Origin of the sequence: Candidatus Dechloromonas phosphoritropha, from assembly GCA_016722705.1 — a bacterium.
GTDB classification, from domain to species: domain Bacteria; phylum Pseudomonadota; class Gammaproteobacteria; order Burkholderiales; family Rhodocyclaceae; genus Azonexus; species Azonexus phosphoritrophus.
The window spans coordinates 15,302-33,555 of sequence record JADKGN010000002.1; the positions used below are offsets into that span (position 1 = coordinate 15,302).

Here is an 18,254-nt window from a genome sequence, read left to right on the forward strand (position 1 = left end):
AGTCCGAAAGTTTGCAGGCAAAACCGGGTTCCTATCGGATCGTACCTTAGCGCGATAGAGTTCAATACCGTTTAGATAAAGCGGGAACATTTTTTGGGCAACATTTGCTTAGTTTCTGTTCCTGACGCAGGAAGGGCCGAAATGGTCGGGAGATTCTGTTTTGGGGGAATGGGTTGTGCCGGTGCTGCTTTTGGAAGCGTGTGGGTTGTGGTATCTGCGTGGTGAGAGTAGATGGGTGTTGAGAAAAGGGGCGCGACGGCGCAACGCTTTTCGGGGCCAACAGACCAGGCCGAGAGGCGCGAGGTTTTTGTTGGAAAGGGGAATCTTGAGGGTGGCATTTGAACACGTGCAAGCTTATTGACTGACGTCGTCGGGTTATGTATTTTGAAGAATTTTTCGATCTAATTTTTATGGCGATTAGTAGATCGCACAAATCGTTGCCAGTAATTTTATAGTTACGTTAAACTATAGGTTGTTCTGAGGTGATAACTTCTGAGAAATTCCATCGGGCCCGGTGGGTTGCGAGCCCAGTCGAGAAGCTGCTGGGATGATGGTGTAGCAGCGTAACGAGGTAACGTTTTGGTGCGAGGGCGTTCAGCTCGTGGTGTTATCGGTTCGACTTGCACGCGTGCAAATGCAGGAGGCTGTGGATGGCAAAGATTCTTACGGTGTTCAATCAGAAGGGTGGTTGCGGCAAGACAATGACTGCGATGCAGCTTGCTGGTACGTGCGCCATGCGCGGGTATTCGACGCTGGTGGTTGACATGGATTCCCAGGGAACGGCATTGGTGTGGTCGACCGTCAAACCCGATCCGCGACTGAGGCTCAAGGCGACGGGGTTTCCGGCGAAGGTGGAATCGTTCGCTCCGCTTGGGCGTGGGATGGTTCGCCCGGTGGCGGACTTGGCCCTCCTCTACGATCTGATCATCATTGACACTCCTCCCACTGTGGCTTCGGAGGCGCCGTGGGCCGCGTTGCAGATTTCCGATTTGGCGCTGATCCCGTTTGTTCCAACGGCAGCGGACATGTGGGCGAAAGAGGCTCGCGTACTCGCCAGGAGGGCCATGGAGCAGAACCCGGATATCCGCGGAGTCTATCATCTACCGTCGATGGTCCGGCGGGGAAACACGATCGCTGGAGTGCTCGATCAGTTTAGAAGTGACCCGGAGGTCGCCCTGCTCAGTTCGACCGTCAGCCTTCTTAATGCTTACCTGGATTCGCAGATGCTTGGTTTGTGTGTGGGACAGTTGTCGAGTTCGTCGACCGCGGCGAAGGAAATGTCGGCGCTTTCCGACGAGGTCCTCGGCCTGCTCGGCTTATCGAAGTGGGTGGAAGGGAAGCGAAAGGGCAAGGGATGAGAAAAATTGATATGGCTGAGCAGGCGCGCAAGGCAGCAGAGGCTGGTGACAGGTTCTCGCGGGCGGAGGCTGTTCTGGATCAGCGGCCTACCGCGTTCCATCAGCCGTCGCGGAACCCGGCGGTGGTGGTGTCGTCTGGACTCGCGGTTCCAGGGGACAAGAGAAGCGGCCGCTTTGAACGTATCCCGGTTGATCTGATCGATGCCAATCCGTACAACGCCCGGAGGATCTATCGGCCGCAGCGAATAGGCGAGCTATCCGAGAGTATCGTTGCCAATGGGCAGATGCAGCCTGGAATAGCTACGATGCGGGACAGCGGAAGATACGTGCTGGTGGCAGGTCACTATCGGCTAGCCGCGATCCGGCAAGCCGGCCTGCCAACGATGGACGCGATGGTGCACGATGGCCTCTCGGATCGGGATCTCTTTGAATACAGCTATCGGGAGAACTCGGAGCGTGACAGCCAGTCGGCCCTTGATGATGCGATGGCCTGGCGAGAGATGCTGGACCGGAAGGTGTACCCGAATGAAACTGCCCTCGCCGGTGTTGTCAGAAAATCCTTGGCAAATGTAAACCGGACGCTCTCCATTCTGAAGCTGTCGGGACCCGTCCTCGATTTGGTCGGCCAGAACCCGGAAACATTCCCGATGTCATGTCTTTCGGAATTGGTTCTGCTTGAAGCAGTTGCCGGGACGAAAACAGCTATTGTTTTTGCGGAAAAGGTTGGACAGGGCGAGATAGGACGAAAGGAAATCATCGAGGCCAGGACGAGAATCGAAACCCCGAAAAGCCGCAAGAGGAAGGAAATTTCTCGACAATACAAAATTCACGTTGCGAACGGAATACAGATTGGGGCGTTGAAAGAGTGGGATTCTGGTCGGGTGTCGCTGGACGTGGTGGTATCGTCCGCTGCTGATCGCGTTGCACTGATCAACGAGTTGAAAAAACGATTCTCGATTGGTGATGCATGAGAAAGCTTTTTGATGAGGATTGGTCTTCCCTTGGCGTGTTGCTTTGAGTGGGAAAGCTCGTCTTATCGGTGATAGCAGTTTGGGTTGTGGTGGTTTTGAGAAAGTGTCGTTCGTCTATAGCGCGGGATCGGCCTAAGGTGGTAGGGTTTGCAACGGTTTCTCTAAAGACGCTTTTTTGAACGAGTCAAGTCCAAAATCTGCTGTAAATACTCTTCGATCCGATGAATGACGAATGGTTTTCAGCTAGCGAGGGCAACAACGTTGTTGCCCTCGCTAGCTGCGGCGCGGGAAGCCGCCCACTCCTTGAATTCATCCATGTCGAGGTACTTCCGTTCCTGCCAAGCCTCGTTCTGTTCGGCCAGCAGGGCGCCGATCAGGCGCAAGGCTGACTCGTCGTTGGGGAAGATGCGGATCACGCGCTCCCGCCGGCGAATTTCCTCGTTGAGCCGCTCCTGCATGTTCGTTGTGCGTAGCCGCTTGCGATACTTCTCGGGCAAGACCATTACCGCCATGGCATCCTCGAATCCTGCTTCGAGGCAGGCCACCGCTTTGGGGGCGCTCTTGGCGAAGCGCTCGGTGAATTCCGCCAGGCGGCGCTTGGCCTCGACCAGATCGGGCGCCTGCAGCACGAGCTTGACGGCAGCTGCCACCTCGGCGCGGTGGCGGGTGTTGCATTGGCCCAGAATGTTGCGCATCAGATGCACCTGACAGCGTTGCCAGCTGGCCCCTGAAAGTGCCGCGCTGCCGCTTCACGCAGGCCGCCGTGGTCGTCCGAGATGATGAACTGCGTGCCCTTGAGGCCGCGCCCTCTGAGCCAGCGGAAGGTCTCGTCCCAGGTGGCGAAGCTCTCGGTGTCGCCGATCCGCACGCCCAGAATCTCCCGGAAGCCATCGGAGCGGATGCCTGAGACGGTCAGCACGGCACGCGAAACCACACGATCTTCTTGCCGACTCTTGATCAACAGGGCATCGACCAGCACGAAGGGATACTCGCCGTCCAGCCGCCGTTCGTTGAACGCGCTGACCCGCGGTTCCAGTCCGGCGCACAGTGCGCTCACCATCGATTTGGAGAAGCTGGCGCCGCACAGCTCTTCGGTGATCGCCGAGACCTTGCGCGTCGAGACACCGTGCACGACCATTTCCATGAGCGCCAGAACGAAGGCCTGCTCGCTCCGCTGGTAGCGCTTGAAGATGTCCGTCGAAAAGCTGCCGTCCCGCGTCTGCGGCACCAGCAGCGTCACCGGCCCAACCCGCGTGTAAAGGGTGCGTGGCCGGTAGCCGTTGCGATAGCCGGCCCGTTCGTCCGTGCGCTCGTGCCGCGTCGCCCCCAGCGTTTCCGTCACCTGCGCCTCCAGTACTTGATTGAGCACCGCTTCCACCAGTTTCGCCAGCCCGTCCTGCCCGTTTAAAAGCCCTGGCAGCAAGTCCGTTCCTACGCTAACCTCATACCCAGTCATCGCTTCTCTCCTTCGGTTATCGATCGTCTCGCAACGTCAGTTTACCGAATCGAAGCGGTGGCTACCTGCCACCCGATTTACAGCAGTTTAGGGACTCAATCTTTGAACGTGTTGCTTGCTGCTGAGGTTCACTGTAAGGACGAAGGTTTGTGTTGTGTGCTTTGTTGAACTGATGGTGTGGTTTCCGAAGAGTGAAGCAGGGGTTGCGTGCCGTTCGGCGACCGATTGCTTGGTTTGCAGTTGCTTGGACGGTGAAACGTTGTGTTTTTGGTGACAGTGGGTGCTGTATTAAAGACGATTAAAGAAGATTACCTAGCTGTGGATAATGCGCGCTATCGCTGCATTGGCAAGCGTTTCAGCGGGGTCGGTGTTCACCGTTCGGACGATGTTTTTTCACTCTTGCGACGACGTTTGTTCACCCATAGGCTGAGCTTTGACACTCAAACGACGAGGTTCCGTTCACTCATCGGACGACGTAGCGTGGGCTCGTTCGTCCCGGCGTAGGCGCGAGATAGTGGGTTGGAAGGGTTACGGCTATGGCCTCCGGTTGTGCGGGCGGGACATGGCTACCGGTGGAACGAGGTGACGGTATCACCGTTGGAACGTCGTTTGGCATGGAGACGCCGGTACTAAGTGAGGGTAGGGGAGGGCGTTGCGGGTGTGTTCACTGATACGCCGACGTTTGCCACTCATAAGACGACGTTTGGCGCTTATAAGGCAGTTAAACTTCGGAAAGCTTTTCGATGAGGAGGACGGTATGGCGCTCAGCAAAATCCAGGGCCTCTCCTGTGGTTGATGAAACCGGGGAAGATGGTATGTCGCCCGTGCCCGAAGTGATCAAGGTTGCCGAGAGGTTGAGGGAAAGCGCCAGGGCGAAGAACGCTGGCCGGGATGTGTCTTCCGTCTTCCAGGTGGTGGTCCAGCTTCCTCTTTGGGAGGAGCGCGTCCGCGGTCTGCCGAATTCGCTTGCCCGTTCCTCGCTCTTTACGTCGGCCAATCGGAGTGTGGAGCGCGAGAATTTCAAGCGCCGCAAGATAGCGACCCTTCGTGGGGCCGAAATTTTCTACACCGGCGAAGAGTTACGCCAGGACGACGGCGATGTATTTTTGCAGATTGTCCATCTCGCGCGTCAGCAGCCGTTGGGGGATGTCGTGGAGTTCTCGGGCTACGCCTTGCTCAAGGATCTTGAATGGACGACGTCAAAGGGCTCGTACGAGCGCCTTCGAGACAGCATCAACCGACTTTCCTCTACGACCGTACTTGTCAGGACCGATGGTTCTGCAGGCCATCCTGAGAAGGGTTTCGGCGGATCGCTTGTGCGGAAGTTCGAATGGAATGCCAATGCTGATCGGGGTACGTCCCAGTGCTGGCACATTTGGCTGGAACCTGAGATCGTTGTCCTCTTCGGCCGTGATACCTATACCAGGATCGACTGGGCCCAGCGCCTACAGTTGCCACCGCTTGCCAAGTGGCTGCACCAGTTCTACTTCACGCATGAGAAGCCGATCGGATATAAGGTTGAGACGATCAAGACGTTGTGCGGGTCTCGCATCGCCGTCCTGGCGAAGTTTCGCTACAAAATCCGTGAGGCCCTCGCTTTGCTCGTCGAGGTCGGATTCATTGTCTCGTACGATATCGACTCCCGTACCGACATCCTCAATGTTGTCCGAGCTCCGCGCCGGATCGCCTTGACGGATGTGATCGAAGGCAAATGCACCAAGCACTGAACGACGTCTTATCGGTGATACCTCCAGAGATTCACGGGTGTCCCGACGTTGCGCCAGATCGTGGTTGTCACGGTGGCGCATCGGTGATCGTGTGTTTTTCCGTTTCGTGATGCTGTTGGTCGCGGTCCTTGTGGATGTAGCCTTCAGTCGTTGAGAAGCTCGCGTGCCGCAGGTTGCGCTGCACGATGAAGGGATCAACGCCTCGGTCAATCTGGTGACTCGCCGAGGTATGCCTCAGCCAGTGCGTCGATCCAGAATCAATCTGCCTGGCCAGATCAGGCTGAGCGGCCGCGACGCTGTTGGCCGTCTGGCGACACACCTCTTTGACGATCGCGTAGATTGCTCGATCGGAGAGCGGGCGTCCGGCACCGATGAGGTCCATCAGCAGCGGTTCATCCGTGCCGCTGGGGGGTAGGGCAGGGCGGCCGGTACTCTCCCGATACGACTTGATTGCTTCCAGAGCGTCCGCAGGCAGGGGGACCTCACCCTCAACGCCGCCTTTGCCGAGCACTTCAAGCCACCATTGGCCGCGTTTGAAACGAAGATGCGAGGTGCGTGCGTTGGCCATTTCGAAACGCCGCAGGCCGGTCAGATAGAGGAAGGAAAAAAGGAACCGCGTGCGGTAGTAGTGTGCAGCCTCCCGCGCAGTCTCCTTTGGCATGGCCTCGATGCACTCCTTCAACGTCGCCCAGGCCGCCGCGTCGAAGTAACGTTCCTGCCCTTGCCGCCGGGCTTTCCTGGTACGCTTTGCTGCCGCCCTCAACGGATTAGCGTGGACATAGCCGATGGCTGCCAGGTGCTCGAAGAGACCAAACAGAATCGTCGTGGTCTGCTTCGCGGCGGACTTCGATAGTCCCGAGACGAAGGGACGCCAGGTGGGGTTTGGCGAACCATTGGGCAGCAGGCGCGTCACCCGTCGTACTTGCCGACACAAGGGGTTAGGCGATCCGTCAGGCAGCGTCCGTGGCTCGGTCTGCAGGCACCACAGATCCACCGGCTGCGGGTCGGCCAAGAAAGCCTTGTAGGCCAGCACGTCCTCGACCATCAGCCCTGGCAGATCCTTGCCGTGCCAGGTGGCCCAGAGCATCAACCGCTCGGCCTCCCGGCGATAGCTGTCAAGCGTGTGGTGGTTATCCGAGTACTTTGCTAGCCAGGTGGCGACCGCTTCATGATCGTTACTGGCTGCCGTCAGCCTCGGCCCGGAAAGTGCTTGGTTTCGCGCAGGCTCGGCGGGGAAGGGCAGGGGGTGGGTCATGTCACTGTCTTCCCCCTGCCTTCTCAATCAGGACGGACGCTTTGGCCAGCAGCCGGGAGTGTGGATATTGTCGGTAAACCTCAGCGACCAAGGCGGCATGGCGATCGGTGTCGAACGGTGACTCCAGTTGTTGCTGCAGGATCCGGTGTAGCAAGGCGCTGGCGTGTTTCGAGTACGTCACGAGTCGCATGTCCTTTACCAGCCCACTTTCCCCTTCGACGAGGACCAGCGACAGAGCCTGGTAGGCGCTCGGGAGGTGCGGCAGGAGTTCACGATCTTCCGGCGCCACCAGATGGAGTGCGAAGGTCTGGTCGGACCAGTCCATCAGATTCTCGATCTTGAACAGAATTAACAACACTGCCTGCCTGAGGTAGAAGCCGACATGCACCTGACCCTGGAGGAAAGCCGTGATATCCCGCTCGCTCAGTTTGCCAAGGCACAGTTGCAGCATGTGGTACCCCCCGGGGTAACGGTATTCAAAGCGCCCATCGGGCCACGTGGCGACGCCATCCATAAACGGCCGATCAAGTGCCAGTACCCAGGGCTTTGCAGATTCCTGCACGAACGAACTCCTCTTCGTGAAACAAATCGGTCCGTGGAACATTTAATGGAAATCCTGCGCCACGCCTATCTAGCTGTTTTATAGACGGTTTAAGGTGTTTCCCTGCAATTGTTCCACGGCACAGCTGGCTTTATGGCGGCAGGTTGCAGCAAACCACCGCTGGATGCTGCCGAATGAAGTCATTATAGAGATAATGACTAAACCATGGCATGAAGCGTCTTATTATAAGCGTTGTACGTCCGTTACAATATGTTATCGTTAACATCTCGGAGAATTCCTCCGGAAGTTCGTCGTGACAGCGAACAGACGCGAACGTACCAAACGATCAGAAAACGATCGCGCCAATCAGGCGTTTTGTCAAACCGAAGGAGGCAAGTTATTATTGTTTGTAGAGCTTTAAAGAGCATGCTACAAGCAGTTCATTATAGAACGAGGTCATTCATGCAAAATATGACGTTAGAGCAGTTCCGCGCCACAGTTGAATCCGGCGGAATCCTGTCAGTTGTCCTCAAGGCGCAGGGGCCGGCCTTCGCGATCCAGGCAGAAACTCAGCGCGGCGATGCTGTACTGGTCGATACCCGCCGGAAATTGCCGCGCCTGTTCGGTGATCCGCGCAAGGCGTTGGCCCTGCTGCGCGAGATGGGCATCAGAAAGGCGGCTGTCGATACTGAAGCTTGGCGACCCGAGCAGGCCGATTCCTTGCATCCGCCCAGGCCAGACAAGTCGGTGAAGCTGAAAGCCGCGCACGAAGCTGCTGAACTCAAGCGTGTCCTCGACGAACGGATAGCAAGCGCCGACGCGCAAGGCGCAATCTGGCATGAAGCAGAGGACGTTTTCGCCGAGTTGGCAGCGGCTCATGCGGGTTAGGCTGTTCGACCAGGCCAAGGCGGATTTGGTGGCGCTTGGGCAATATTATTGGGACGTTGGCGGTGATGCTCTGGCGCGCAAGATGGTGGCACGGATCAAAACGCCACTGCTGTCGCTCAGGGACAATCCGGACATTGCTCCATCGTATGAACTCGCGCCAGGTATTCGCCGCCTGGTGGTCGCGAACGGCGCGTTCTTGGTGTTCTATCGCGTGCGTGCCGATGTCGAGGTGCTGCACATTCGCCGCGCCGAGCGGGATTCTGCAACAGGAGATGAACTGGGGCAGGTCGCCATATAAGAATAAAACGTCCGGAAAAAAGCGTCCTACGTCTGCTATTTGACGTTTGACCGCCAACAGACTATCCTCAGCGAGGAACCGGGCACGCAACGCTGCCCGAGCGTCGGGCACTGCTATTCAAGGAGACGGGATATGGATACGCTGCAGGCACAGATCATCGAGCAGGAAATCCATGACCTCAGCGGCTTGCTGTGCGATTTGTACCGTCGCGTCGCCGAGAATGCGCCGGAGCGTGCTGGCGAGATCGCCGGGGCGCTGCAAGCCAACGCCCGGCAGTTTGCCGAGATCCCCTGTGGCACGCACTAGCGCGGTCGAGTACGAGCGGGTCGCAGAGGCCTGCTCCAACCTCTTTCTCGAAGGCAAGAGTCCGTCATTCGAGTCGGTCTACGAGCTGATTGGCCGCAAGGGCGGCGCCAAGGTTGTCCAGGGGATGATTGCCGACTGGCGTAAAGAGATGGCCAACCGATTCATGGCCGGCCGTACCAACCCCGATCTCCCGGAAGCGTTGATCACCGAGGCCGACAAGGTGCTCACCGTCGTCTGGCGTCTGGCACTGGAAAAGTCCGATGCCGCGTACGCCGACGAACGCGCTCAGATCGACCAGGTCCGGGTTGACATGGCGGCCAAGGTGGCACAAGCCCAGGAACGCGCCGCGGAGTTCGAGCGCGAAGCCCTTTCCTTGCAGGGAGAACTGCAAACACTACAAGTGAGACTGCAGGGAAGCCAGGCGGAGATTGAGGACCTGCGGCAGCGCCTGGCCGATACCACCACCCTCCTTCGCGCCCGTGACGAGCAGATCGGCCAGATGCGTGAAGATGGCGGCCGGCTTGCCAACACTCTGGAGAGTGAGCGACGTAATCACGAAATCGAATTGCTAGCCGAGCGTGAGCGACACGACCAGGCAGTGAACGCCGAACGGCAGCGGGCCCACGAATCGGTCGAGCGCGAGCGGGAAATTGCCGCCGGCGAACGCCAGTACCTGATGCGCCAGACCGATGCGATCAGGCAAGCGGCCAAGGCGAATGAAGCTGTCCTCAAAGAGCAACTCCAGGAGGCCAAGGCCTTCGCCGAGAGTTTCCAGGCGCGAGCCGGCCGGGCGGAAAGCGAAGCGGCGTTCTGGCGCGGCAAGGCCGAAGCAGCAGCGGAAGAATCCAGCCGCTGGCAGCGGTCGTCAGAGGATTCTTTGGTCAAGATAGAGGGTTTCCAAGTGCTCATCCGGACTCTGGAGAACGAGCTTGCCACGTCGGCAGAGAAACGAGCTACTCAGGAAAAACGGCTTACTGGCCTAGTGGGAGCGAAGCGGCGATTTGAGGACATATAAGTCCACGCTGATTCAGTGGTAGGTTCATCTAGGGAAGCGCTGATTTAATCGGTTTGCGAAATTTCAGACCCAATGCAATCAATAGCTTACGTTGCGTGTTCGACGCGAAAAAGGAATTAATCAGCGCCTCCCTAGGGGTTGTAAGCTGGAATCTCAAATTTTTCCTTCAGGCCAGCAAAGCCGACTCCTCGGTGGATGGCCTCCACAAGTCCTGAGTTTCTGGATCACTCCATGAATGGGTCGCGACAAGTCGGGTGGATTTAAACAAACGTCAGAAAAGTCCCATAGGTTTTTGAGCGATGGCGCGGCCTGAACTTCAGGTGAACTGAACCGCTCACGCCGGGGCATGGGCTTTGGCGGTCTTCATTCCGTGCTTCTTGAGCCAGTTGTGGAGATTCGCTTCAGTCGTGTGGTAACGCTGCGCGATGAATCTCTGCGTCGAGCCGTTGGCCAACAGGCTCTCGATTTCCGGTCGAAACGTATCCAGCTTGCTCTTGCCCGGTCCTTTGGGGCGTCCGAGCGTGAAGCCCTGTTCTTTCTTGAAGCGCAGCGCTTCCTTGGTCCGCTGCGAAATCAAATCGCGTTCGATCTCTGCCGCCATCGAGAATGCCAGGGCAATGATCTTGCTCTGGATGGTGTGGTCCAGCTGCCAATTTCCCTTCACCGAATAGACGCGGATGCCCTTGCGCGTCACCAGCACCAGAATCTCCATGCATTCGAGCATGCTGCGGCCCAGTCGCGACAGCTCAGCCACAATGATGGCATCGCCCCTCTGCAATTCCTCCAGCACCTGCGCGATCTGGCGTTCCCGCCATGGTGTGCGTCCTGAGGCAATCTCCTCGACGAAATGCACCTTGCCCAGATCGTGGTGGTTGGCAAAGCGGAGGATATCCGCCTTGTTCTTCTCGATGTCCTGGTCGAGGGTCGACACGCGCAGATAAGCGACCGTTTTGGGCGTCGTAGCAGCCACCTGTGTTGCCATGGTTACGCCATTCGATGAATACCTGAAAGTAATGCTTATCAGATAAGCATATGCATAGAAATATCAAGCATTATTGCCTAATCTTCCTTACCGGATAAACGATCGTTTTAAGAATAGACGATCCCTGCGTATGTTCCACCTGGTGAGGGCTCCCCATGCCAAGAATGAAGATCTTCAACACCCTGGAGAAAGAGGCGTTCGAGTCCCCGCCGGTGCTCAACAGCGCCGAGCGCAAACGGTACTTCTCTTTGCCGTTGATGCTCAAAGACTCGATGGTGAATTTGCGGACACCGACCAACAAAGTCTGCTTCCTGGTGGCGGCAGGTTACTTCAAGGCACGGCGCAAATTCTTCGGCTGCCAATTCCGCCAGGCTGATATCGAGTACGTCGCGAATCAGGTCGGCGTGAACTCGACCGAGGTTCGCGTCGAGACCTACAGCAAGGAAACCTGTGCCCGCCATCAGCGCGTCATCCTGAGCTACTTCAGCTGCGGTCCATTCGACGAAGCAGCGAAGAGCATCACCGCCAGGGAGATTGCAGCTCTGGTGCGCGTCCAGTTCCGGCCCAAGCTGGTGCTGCTGGAAATCATCCAGGTGCTGACCCACAAGAGAATTGCGATCCCCAGCTACAACGTGCTGGCTGACCTTATCGTCTCGGCGCTCAATCGGCACCAGCATACCCTCAGTGAAATCATCAACGAGTGCCTCAGCGAAAACCAACGCACCGGGCTCGACGATTTGTTGGAAAAGGCGCCCGGCGAGGGCTGGCGTTACCGCCTCACGTTGTTGAAAAAGCCTTACCAATCCACGCAGCCGGCGAAAATCAGAGCCAATCTGACAGACCTGGACACCGTGCAGACGCTCTATCTCGACCTGAAGCCGCTCGTGCAGCGCCTGGACTTGAGCTACGAAAGCATCCGTTACTACGCCTACTCGGTCATCAAGGCCCAGATTCCCCAAGTTTCGCGCCGCGCTGACGAAGACCGCTTCCTGCACCTGATTGCCTTCGTCGTATATCAGACCTTTAAGCTGAACGACACCTTGATCGATACGATGCTAAGCGCCGTGCAAGCGGCAGTCAACGCCGCGCAGAAGGACCAAAAGGACGTCTCCTTCCGGGAGCGCGACCAGCGCAACCAGTCCTTCGCCACCCTCGTCGAGCGGTTTCGGCAGAACGTCCGCGAAACGCTGTCCGCAATCAAGCATATCGTTGCCGATGCGCAATTGAGCGACAGCCAGAAGCTCGCTTTGATCGACGTAGCACTGAATGCGGACACTGCCAAGCCGGCCCAGGTCGAACAGCAACTCGACGAGTTCAAGCAAAACGCGGTGAAATTGCAGCAGGGTCCGGACTACTTCGCGCAGCTGGAAGCGCGCTCCCTCAAGCTGCAACACCGCGTCGCCGACATCGTGCGCCAAGTGCAGTTCGCGCCCAACTGCGGCAAGCCGGCGTTGTGGGACGCGTTGCGCCATTATCAGCAGAAGGAGGGCAACGTTGACAAGAGCGCCCCTGACGATTTTCTGGCCGACGAACAGCGCGCCGCACTAACCGCCGAGGACGGCAAGTTCCGCGTCTCGCTGTACAAGGCGCTGCTCTTTGTCGAGATCGCCGAAGCCATCAAGTCTGGCGCGCTGAATCTGATCCACTCGGAGAAATACCGGTCCCTGGACGAATACCTGATCCCAAAGGCGGATTGGGAAGCCCACCGGGCCGAGTATCTGCAACGAGCGCAGCTTGAGGGCTTCGCCGACTGCAAGGCCACCTTGAGCGCGCTTGATCTGGCACTTGATGCCCGTTACCAGAAAACGAACCAGAACCTCACATCCGGTGAAAACCCGTATCTGACCATACGCGCCAACGGCAGCTTCCATGTCAGTACGCCCAAGCAAGAAGAGGTGGAATGCCTGTCCTTGGGGGCTTTCTTCCCGGATCGGAAATATATCCCCATGCTGGAAATGCTCGCGACGGTGGATCACGCCACCCACTTCCTCGATGAATTCGAGCATTGGCAAATCAAGTACCAACGCGCCAAGCCGACCAAGAAGATTCTGTTTGCCGGCATCATCGGCTATGGCTGCGATATCGGCCACCGCAAGCTGGCGCAGATTTCCAGGCAGATCGACGAGGGCGAGCTGGATAACGCAGTCAACTGGCATTTCTCGCTGCAGAACGTCCAGGGCGCCAACGATCGCATCCTGCGCTTTGTCGACCGAATGAGCGTGCCGAACATCTATCGGCGCAAACCTGACGTATTGCACACCTCCAGCGACGGCCAGAAATTCGAGGTGGCCGTTGACTCCCTGAATGCCAACTACTCGTACAAGTATCTGGGCAAAGACAAAGGCGTCAGCGTGGTGACGTTCATCGACATGCGCGATCTGATGTGGCACTCCACGGTGATCAGCTCCGCCGAACGGGAGGCGGCCTACGTCATCGACGGGCTGATGCACAACGACGTGGTCAAGAGTGACGTGCATTCGACCGACACGCACGGTTACTCGGAAATCATCTTCGCGGCGACCCATCTCCTGATGTTTGAGTTTGCGCCGCGGATCAAGGGCGTGGGCCGGCAGCAGCTCAGCGCGTTCAAGCACCGCAATCATTACGCGGAGCAAGGACACGTACTGCTACCCGACCGCTACATCCGCGAGCCCCACATCGAGGATCAATGGGATGAGGTTCTGCGCTTTATCGCGACCATCCGGCTGAAGGTGACGACCGCCTCGCAGCTCTTCAAGCGCCTGAACTCCTATTCCAAGCAACATCCGCTGTACCGGGCCTTGAAAGAATTCGGGAAGATTCCGAAGACGCTCTTCATTCTGAAATATGCTGACGATCTGGAATTCCGGCAGGCCATCGAGAAGCAGCTCAACAAGGTCGAGGCCTCGAACAAGTTCTCCAAGGCCGTTTCGTTCGGCCACAGCCAGGAATTCATCCAAAGCGAGAAGGAAGACCAGGAGATCGCCGAAGCTTGCCGGCGGCTGATCAAGAATGCGATCGTATGCTGGAACTACCTCTACCTTTCACGGGAGCTTGCCGCAGAAAAGAGCGAAGAGCGCATGGTGAAACTGCTCGAAGCCATTCGCCATGGCTCGGTCGCCACCTGGGCGCATTTCAACCTGCACGGGGAGTTCGATTTCTCGGATGAGCGAATGGTCGACTCGATGGGCTTGGCACTTCCCAAAAATCCGGCCTGGGTGTCGGGTTAAATTCGGGAGCTTCCAAATTGGCACAAAGCCTTTCTGGCTGGGGTATTACGAAAAATCCTATGGGACGTTTCTGACGTTTGTTTAATTGGACCCAATCAGTTCATGGAGGGCCTCAAGCGCCGCAACCCTGGGGAGATAGAGTTTCATCAGGCTGTCTATGAGGTGGCAGCCAATGTCTTTGACTTCATTGCGGACAAGGAAAAATACCACCAGATGAAGATCTTGCAGCGGATTGCTGAGCCCGATCGCGTCATCAGCTTCCGTGTCTGCTGGGAAGACGACAACGGCAACATCCGGGTGAATCGCGGTTACCGCGTACAAAACAACAACTCCATCGGGCCCTATAAAGGCGGGATCCGATTCCACCCGAGCGTCAATCAAAGCATCATGAAATTTCTGGCCTTCGAGCAGACCTTCAAGAACAGCTTGACAGGCCTATCGATGGGCGGTGGCAAGGGCGGCGCCGACTTTAATCCGCGCGGGAAGTCAGACAATGAAGCCATGCGCTTTTGCCAATCCTTCATGAACGAGCTTTATCGTCACGGCGGTGAGGATATAGACGTCCCGGCCGGTGATATCGGTGTCGGTGCTCGCGAGATCGGTTACATGTTCGGCCAATGGAAGCGCCTGACCAGCCGATTCACTGGGGTGTTGACGGGAAAGGGCCGCGAGTACGGTGGCAGCCCGATTCGTACGGAAGCGACCGGATACGGTACGGTCTACATGATGCAAGACATGCTCGAGCGCGTCGGCAACAGCGTCGAAGGCAAGACATGCCTTGTTTCTGGTTCCGGAAACGTCGCCACGTACGCTGTTGAGAAGATCAATCAGCTTGGAGGCAAGGTCGTGACCTTGTCCGACTCTTCTGGGTTCGTACACGACAAGCATGGTGTCGACGCGGATCGACTGGCGTTCGTTATTGATCTCAAGACCAAACGTCGTAGTGGTCTGGAAGAGTACGCCAAGGAGTACAACGCAGAGTTTCATCCCAACGCTCGTCCCTGGCTGGTGCCTGGCGAGCTCGCATTCCCCTGCGCGACGCAGAATGAGGTTAGCGAGGCAGATGCGAAGATGCTGATTGCCAATGGCTGTATCGGCGTTTCCGAGGGGGCGAATATGCCCACCGAGCAGGACGGAATTCATTTGTTCACCAACGCAAGAATCCTTTTTGCGCCCAGCAAGGCAGCCAATGCCGGCGGTGTCGCGGTGTCTGGTCTGGAAATGAGCCAGAACAGTGCGCGGATCACCTGGAAGGAGGATGAACTGCAGAAGCTTTTGCGCGAAATCATGAGCGGTATCCATGAGCGCTGTGTCGAGTATGGGCGGCTCCCAGGGACAAATCACGTCGACTATGTCAAAGGCGCAAACATCGCCGGCTTCATTAAGGTTGCCGACGCCATGATCGCCTATGGGGTCGTCTAGGCGCTGCATCGACCCCCGGGCTTCATACGATGAACGCGTTCGACCTGTTCGTGCGGTGGCTCGAACAAGAGCAGAAGGAAGGACTCCACCGGGCGTATCGACGTTCGGGAAGTTAAGCGCGTGGCGCCGGTGCAACGGTTGAACGTCTCGCTCCAGGACCACACAACCCTTCGGCTGCATCCTCCGGCGTCCTGATACTTTGGCGCGACGAGATGATCCTGCCGACAGTGTGCGGTGCCCCGGATCTAGCCTAGCCACGCGTTGCCGAAAAACGCCGCATTCGAGCTGTGAGGTTCCCTCGGTTTTTCGTCTTCCAAAGGGCGGGGTTCATGCTACCTGTTTCTCGTGATGCTTGGTGCTGAGCCACTGTTCCATGAACTGTGCAGGAGACAGATAAGCCAGGCTCGAATGTTGGCGTTTCCGGTTGTAGAACACCTCGATGTACTCAAGGCTGGTGGCCTTCATATCGGCATGGCTGCCATGCGGCACGCCATGTATGCGTTCGTTCTTGAAACTGTTGAACCAACTCTCGGTCGGCGCATTGTCCCAGCAATTGCCTTTCCGGCTCATGGAGCACGTCATGCCGTATGCCTTGAGCTTGTCCTGGAAAGCGTGGCTGGCGTACTGGCTTCCCCGGTCGGAGTGATGCATCAGGCCTGCCGCCGGTCTGCGGCGAAACCAGGCCATGGTCAGCGCATCCGTCACGATATCTGCGGTCATGCGCGGTTTGAGTGACCGGCCGACCACTTCACGGTTGAACAGATCCAGCACAATGGCCAAGTACAGCCAGCCTTCATCGGTCCATAGGTAGGTGATGTCCGAGGTCCAAACTTGATTCGGTGCCGTCGGTGTGAAGTTACGGGCCAGCAGATTATCGGCGACCGGCAGGCCATGGCGAGAATCGGTCGTCACCTTGTAGCGCCGCTTGTGGCGGGCATATATGCCGTTTTCGCGCATCAGCCTCTCCACCCGCTCCTTGCTCGCCGAGAAACCCCGCGCGCGCAGTTCGCGCACCATGCGTGGGCTACCATAGGCGCCCTTGAGCTCGGCGTGAATGGCTCGGATCAGCGTCAGCATCTGCTTGTTCGTCAGCCGTTTGCGGTCAGGGACCCCGCCACTCTTCCAGGCGCGATAACCACTGAGGCTCACTTTTAAGGCAGCGCACAGTTCCGCCAGCGTGAATTCCCGCCGATGCGCGTCAATCCAGGCGTACTTCACAGTGCATCTCTCGCGAAGTACGCCGCCGCTTTCACCCAGTTGCGCAAGGTCTGCTCGATCAGCCCCAACTCCCTTGCGACGGTGCCGGCCGTCTCGCCTGCTTTCACCCGCTTCACCGCCAGGTCCCTGAACTCCAGCGTGTATGCCGGTTTCGGTATCTTCATCTTTCGCTCCAAAAGTGACTGAATTCTACGTCACCCTCGGAAGACGAAATTTCGGGGGAAGCTCAACCTTCAGGGTGGGGGATTTTGAAGTGACCAAAGGTGGGGGAATTTGACCGGCCAACGGGGCGAATGGCCGCTTTCATTTTCTGCCACCGACGGCAGCGGGTCGGTTGCGGTTAGCTGTTGGGCCAGAACTTGCCTTCATCAAATAGCGATCCGCTCGACCTCGTCGAGGCTGACCTGGTCGTTTCGCCGGTCGTAAAGGCCGGTGGTTCTCGCACTTTCATGGTTGGCCATCTGCTGCGCTACCTCCAGCTTGCCGCCATTGCGCAGGTACTCGGTGATACCCGTCGCCCGAAAGCTGTGGCAGCCAATTTCCGTCCGTAGGGAAATGGCCTCGGCGTGCCGCCGGATCATCCGGTACACGTCCGCCTGGCTCATCGCGCGCTCGGTGAGCTGGCCCGTCCGTCCGGCGGCCGTCCGGAACAGAACCCCCCTGCCCTCACTGCCGATCTGCCCACCTTCGATGTAGGCGTGCAGGTACTCATCGAGATTGTGATGGCAGGGCATTTCGTGTTGCTTGCCGCCCTTCTCGTGCAGGCGCACCCAGGTCCGCCGGCCTTGCACGTAGACATCCTGAACCTTCATGCCCACAGCCGCGCCAACGCGCGCGAAGGTGTACACCATGAGAGCGATCAGCGCGCGATCGCGCAGCCCGACCGCCTTGTTGGTGTCGATTCCATCAAGAAGCGCTCGCGCTTCGTCGGCGCCGAGCACGGGTGCCTTGCCTTTCTTGACCGAGTGTTTCGGGGCGCGTACCGAGCTCGCCGGGTTCGCCGCGATGACCTGGCCGATCACCAGCCAGTCGAAGAGCATCCGAAGGCCAGCCAGGTGCAGCTTGACCGAGGGTGCCGAGAGGCGCGTTTGTAGTGTCTCGATGTAGGTGGCCACATGGACCGGCTCGATGGTGCGCAGCTCGCGCAAGCCGACCTCTTCGCACCAGGCCGAGAATTCGACGGCAGCGCGCGCATAGGCCCGGCGCGTGTTCGGGTTGCGAATGTTGGCGGTGAAGAATTCGAGAGTGCGCTTGCCCGCCTCCGGTGTCGGCGAAAACAGCGCCGGCAAACCAAATGTTCCGGACGCTGCTTGTATTAGCGATGCGGCCATTACCGATCCTCCCGTGCGTGCCAAAGCCGCAAGATGTAAATGGCGGTGTTGGTCACCTCGTAACGTAGCTCGTAGTCGCCGACAATCACCCGCCGCACATCACGTGGCGCGAATTCTTCCAGCTGGACGCCCAGCTGCGGGTAGGTCACGAGCCGCCCGGCGCCGGCGACCAGTTGCTGGACAATCTTCGCGGCAGCGCGCGGATTGACCGGCACCAGGAAATCATGCAAGCGCGCCAGATCGCGCTGCGCACTGCTGGTCCACTTCAGCGCCATCG

14 protein-coding genes and 2 pseudogenes are annotated in these 18,254 nt (G+C 58.0%); 9 read left to right on the top strand and 7 right to left on the bottom strand.

The annotated features are described in order from the left end of the window. Positions 1–650 precede the first annotated feature (650 nt). Together IPP03_05465 and IPP03_05470 are read left to right on the top strand one after the other, a co-directional pair. On the top strand, positions 651–1,358 hold the full coding sequence (locus tag IPP03_05465; protein ID MBL0352117.1) for a ParA family protein: 708 nt from the start codon (positions 651–653) through the stop codon (positions 1,356–1,358). A gap of 11 nt (positions 1,359–1,369) precedes the next feature. Next, complete coding sequence (locus IPP03_05470) at positions 1,370–2,329, top strand: ParB/RepB/Spo0J family partition protein (GenBank protein MBL0352118.1); 960 nt, start codon at positions 1,370–1,372, stop codon at positions 2,327–2,329. Between the two features lie 239 nt (positions 2,330–2,568). On the opposite strand, the pseudogene IPP03_05475 reads toward IPP03_05470, so the two are convergent. Continuing rightward, positions 2,569–3,785, bottom strand: a pseudogene (locus IPP03_05475) (IS256 family transposase). 815 nt (positions 3,786–4,600) lie between these two features. On the opposite strand from IPP03_05475, the gene IPP03_05480 reads away from it, so the two are divergent. After that, entirely contained in the window at positions 4,601–5,512 is a 912-nt protein-coding gene (locus IPP03_05480; protein ID MBL0352119.1) for a replication initiator protein A, read from the top strand. Between the two features lie 67 nt (positions 5,513–5,579). Here IPP03_05480 and IPP03_05485 read toward each other — a convergent pair whose 3' ends face one another. Together IPP03_05485 and IPP03_05490 are read right to left on the bottom strand one after the other, a co-directional pair. After that, on the bottom strand, positions 5,580–6,767 hold the full coding sequence (locus tag IPP03_05485; GenBank protein MBL0352120.1) for a site-specific integrase: 1,188 nt from the start codon (positions 6,765–6,767) through the stop codon (positions 5,580–5,582). A 1-nt stretch (position 6,768) separates the two neighbouring features. Next, the gene (locus tag IPP03_05490; GenBank protein MBL0352121.1) at positions 6,769–7,329 is read right to left on the bottom strand and encodes a hypothetical protein; all 561 of its coding nucleotides are present in this window, start codon (positions 7,327–7,329) and stop codon (positions 6,769–6,771) included. A gap of 441 nt (positions 7,330–7,770) precedes the next feature. Here IPP03_05490 and IPP03_05495 point away from each other — a divergent pair, with 441 nt between their 5' ends. The 4 genes from IPP03_05495 to IPP03_05510 all read left to right on the top strand — a co-directional run bounded on the left by IPP03_05495 (position 7,771) and on the right by IPP03_05510 (position 9,815). Then, entirely contained in the window at positions 7,771–8,196 is a 426-nt protein-coding gene (locus IPP03_05495) for a hypothetical protein (GenBank protein MBL0352122.1), read from the top strand. Further along, complete coding sequence (locus tag IPP03_05500; GenBank protein MBL0352123.1) at positions 8,186–8,494, top strand: type II toxin-antitoxin system RelE/ParE family toxin; 309 nt, start codon at positions 8,186–8,188, stop codon at positions 8,492–8,494. Before IPP03_05495 ends, IPP03_05500 begins: the two co-directional genes overlap by 11 nt. A 132-nt stretch (positions 8,495–8,626) precedes the next feature. Beyond that, complete coding sequence (locus tag IPP03_05505) at positions 8,627–8,800, top strand: hypothetical protein (protein ID MBL0352124.1); 174 nt, start codon at positions 8,627–8,629, stop codon at positions 8,798–8,800. Beyond that, positions 8,787–9,815: a DNA-binding protein gene (locus IPP03_05510; protein ID MBL0352125.1), complete on the top strand. Its 1,029-nt coding sequence runs from the start codon at positions 8,787–8,789 to the stop codon at positions 9,813–9,815. The genes IPP03_05505 and IPP03_05510 overlap by 14 nt, the downstream gene beginning before the upstream one ends. A 334-nt stretch (positions 9,816–10,149) precedes the next feature. On the opposite strand, the gene IPP03_05515 is transcribed toward IPP03_05510, so the two are convergent. Beyond that, positions 10,150–10,797 carry a recombinase family protein gene (locus tag IPP03_05515; GenBank protein MBL0352126.1) on the bottom strand — a complete coding sequence of 216 codons (648 nt, stop codon included), beginning with the start codon at positions 10,795–10,797 and terminating at the stop codon, positions 10,150–10,152. A 155-nt stretch (positions 10,798–10,952) separates the two neighbouring features. On the opposite strand from IPP03_05515, the gene IPP03_05520 reads away from it, so the two are divergent. Continuing rightward, entirely contained in the window at positions 10,953–14,006 is a 3,054-nt protein-coding gene (locus tag IPP03_05520; GenBank protein MBL0352127.1) for a Tn3 family transposase, read from the top strand. A 102-nt stretch (positions 14,007–14,108) separates the two neighbouring features. After that, positions 14,109–15,428 carry an NADP-specific glutamate dehydrogenase gene (gene gdhA, locus IPP03_05525; GenBank protein MBL0352128.1) on the top strand — a complete coding sequence of 440 codons (1,320 nt, stop codon included), beginning with the start codon at positions 14,109–14,111 and terminating at the stop codon, positions 15,426–15,428. A gap of 327 nt (positions 15,429–15,755) precedes the next feature. On the opposite strand, the pseudogene IPP03_05530 reads toward gdhA, so the two are convergent. The 3 genes and pseudogenes from IPP03_05530 to IPP03_05540 all read right to left on the bottom strand — a co-directional run bounded on the left by IPP03_05530 (position 15,756) and on the right by IPP03_05540 (position 18,252). Further along, positions 15,756–16,810: pseudogene (locus IPP03_05530) on the bottom strand (IS3 family transposase). 204 nt (positions 16,811–17,014) lie between these two features. Then, entirely contained in the window at positions 17,015–17,977 is a 963-nt protein-coding gene (locus IPP03_05535) for a tyrosine-type recombinase/integrase (GenBank protein ID MBL0352129.1), read from the bottom strand. After that, on the bottom strand, positions 17,977–18,252 hold the full coding sequence (locus IPP03_05540; protein ID MBL0352130.1) for a type II toxin-antitoxin system RelE/ParE family toxin: 276 nt from the start codon (positions 18,250–18,252) through the stop codon (positions 17,977–17,979). Before IPP03_05540 ends, IPP03_05535 begins: the two co-directional genes overlap by 1 nt. Positions 18,253–18,254: the final 2 nt, after the last annotated feature.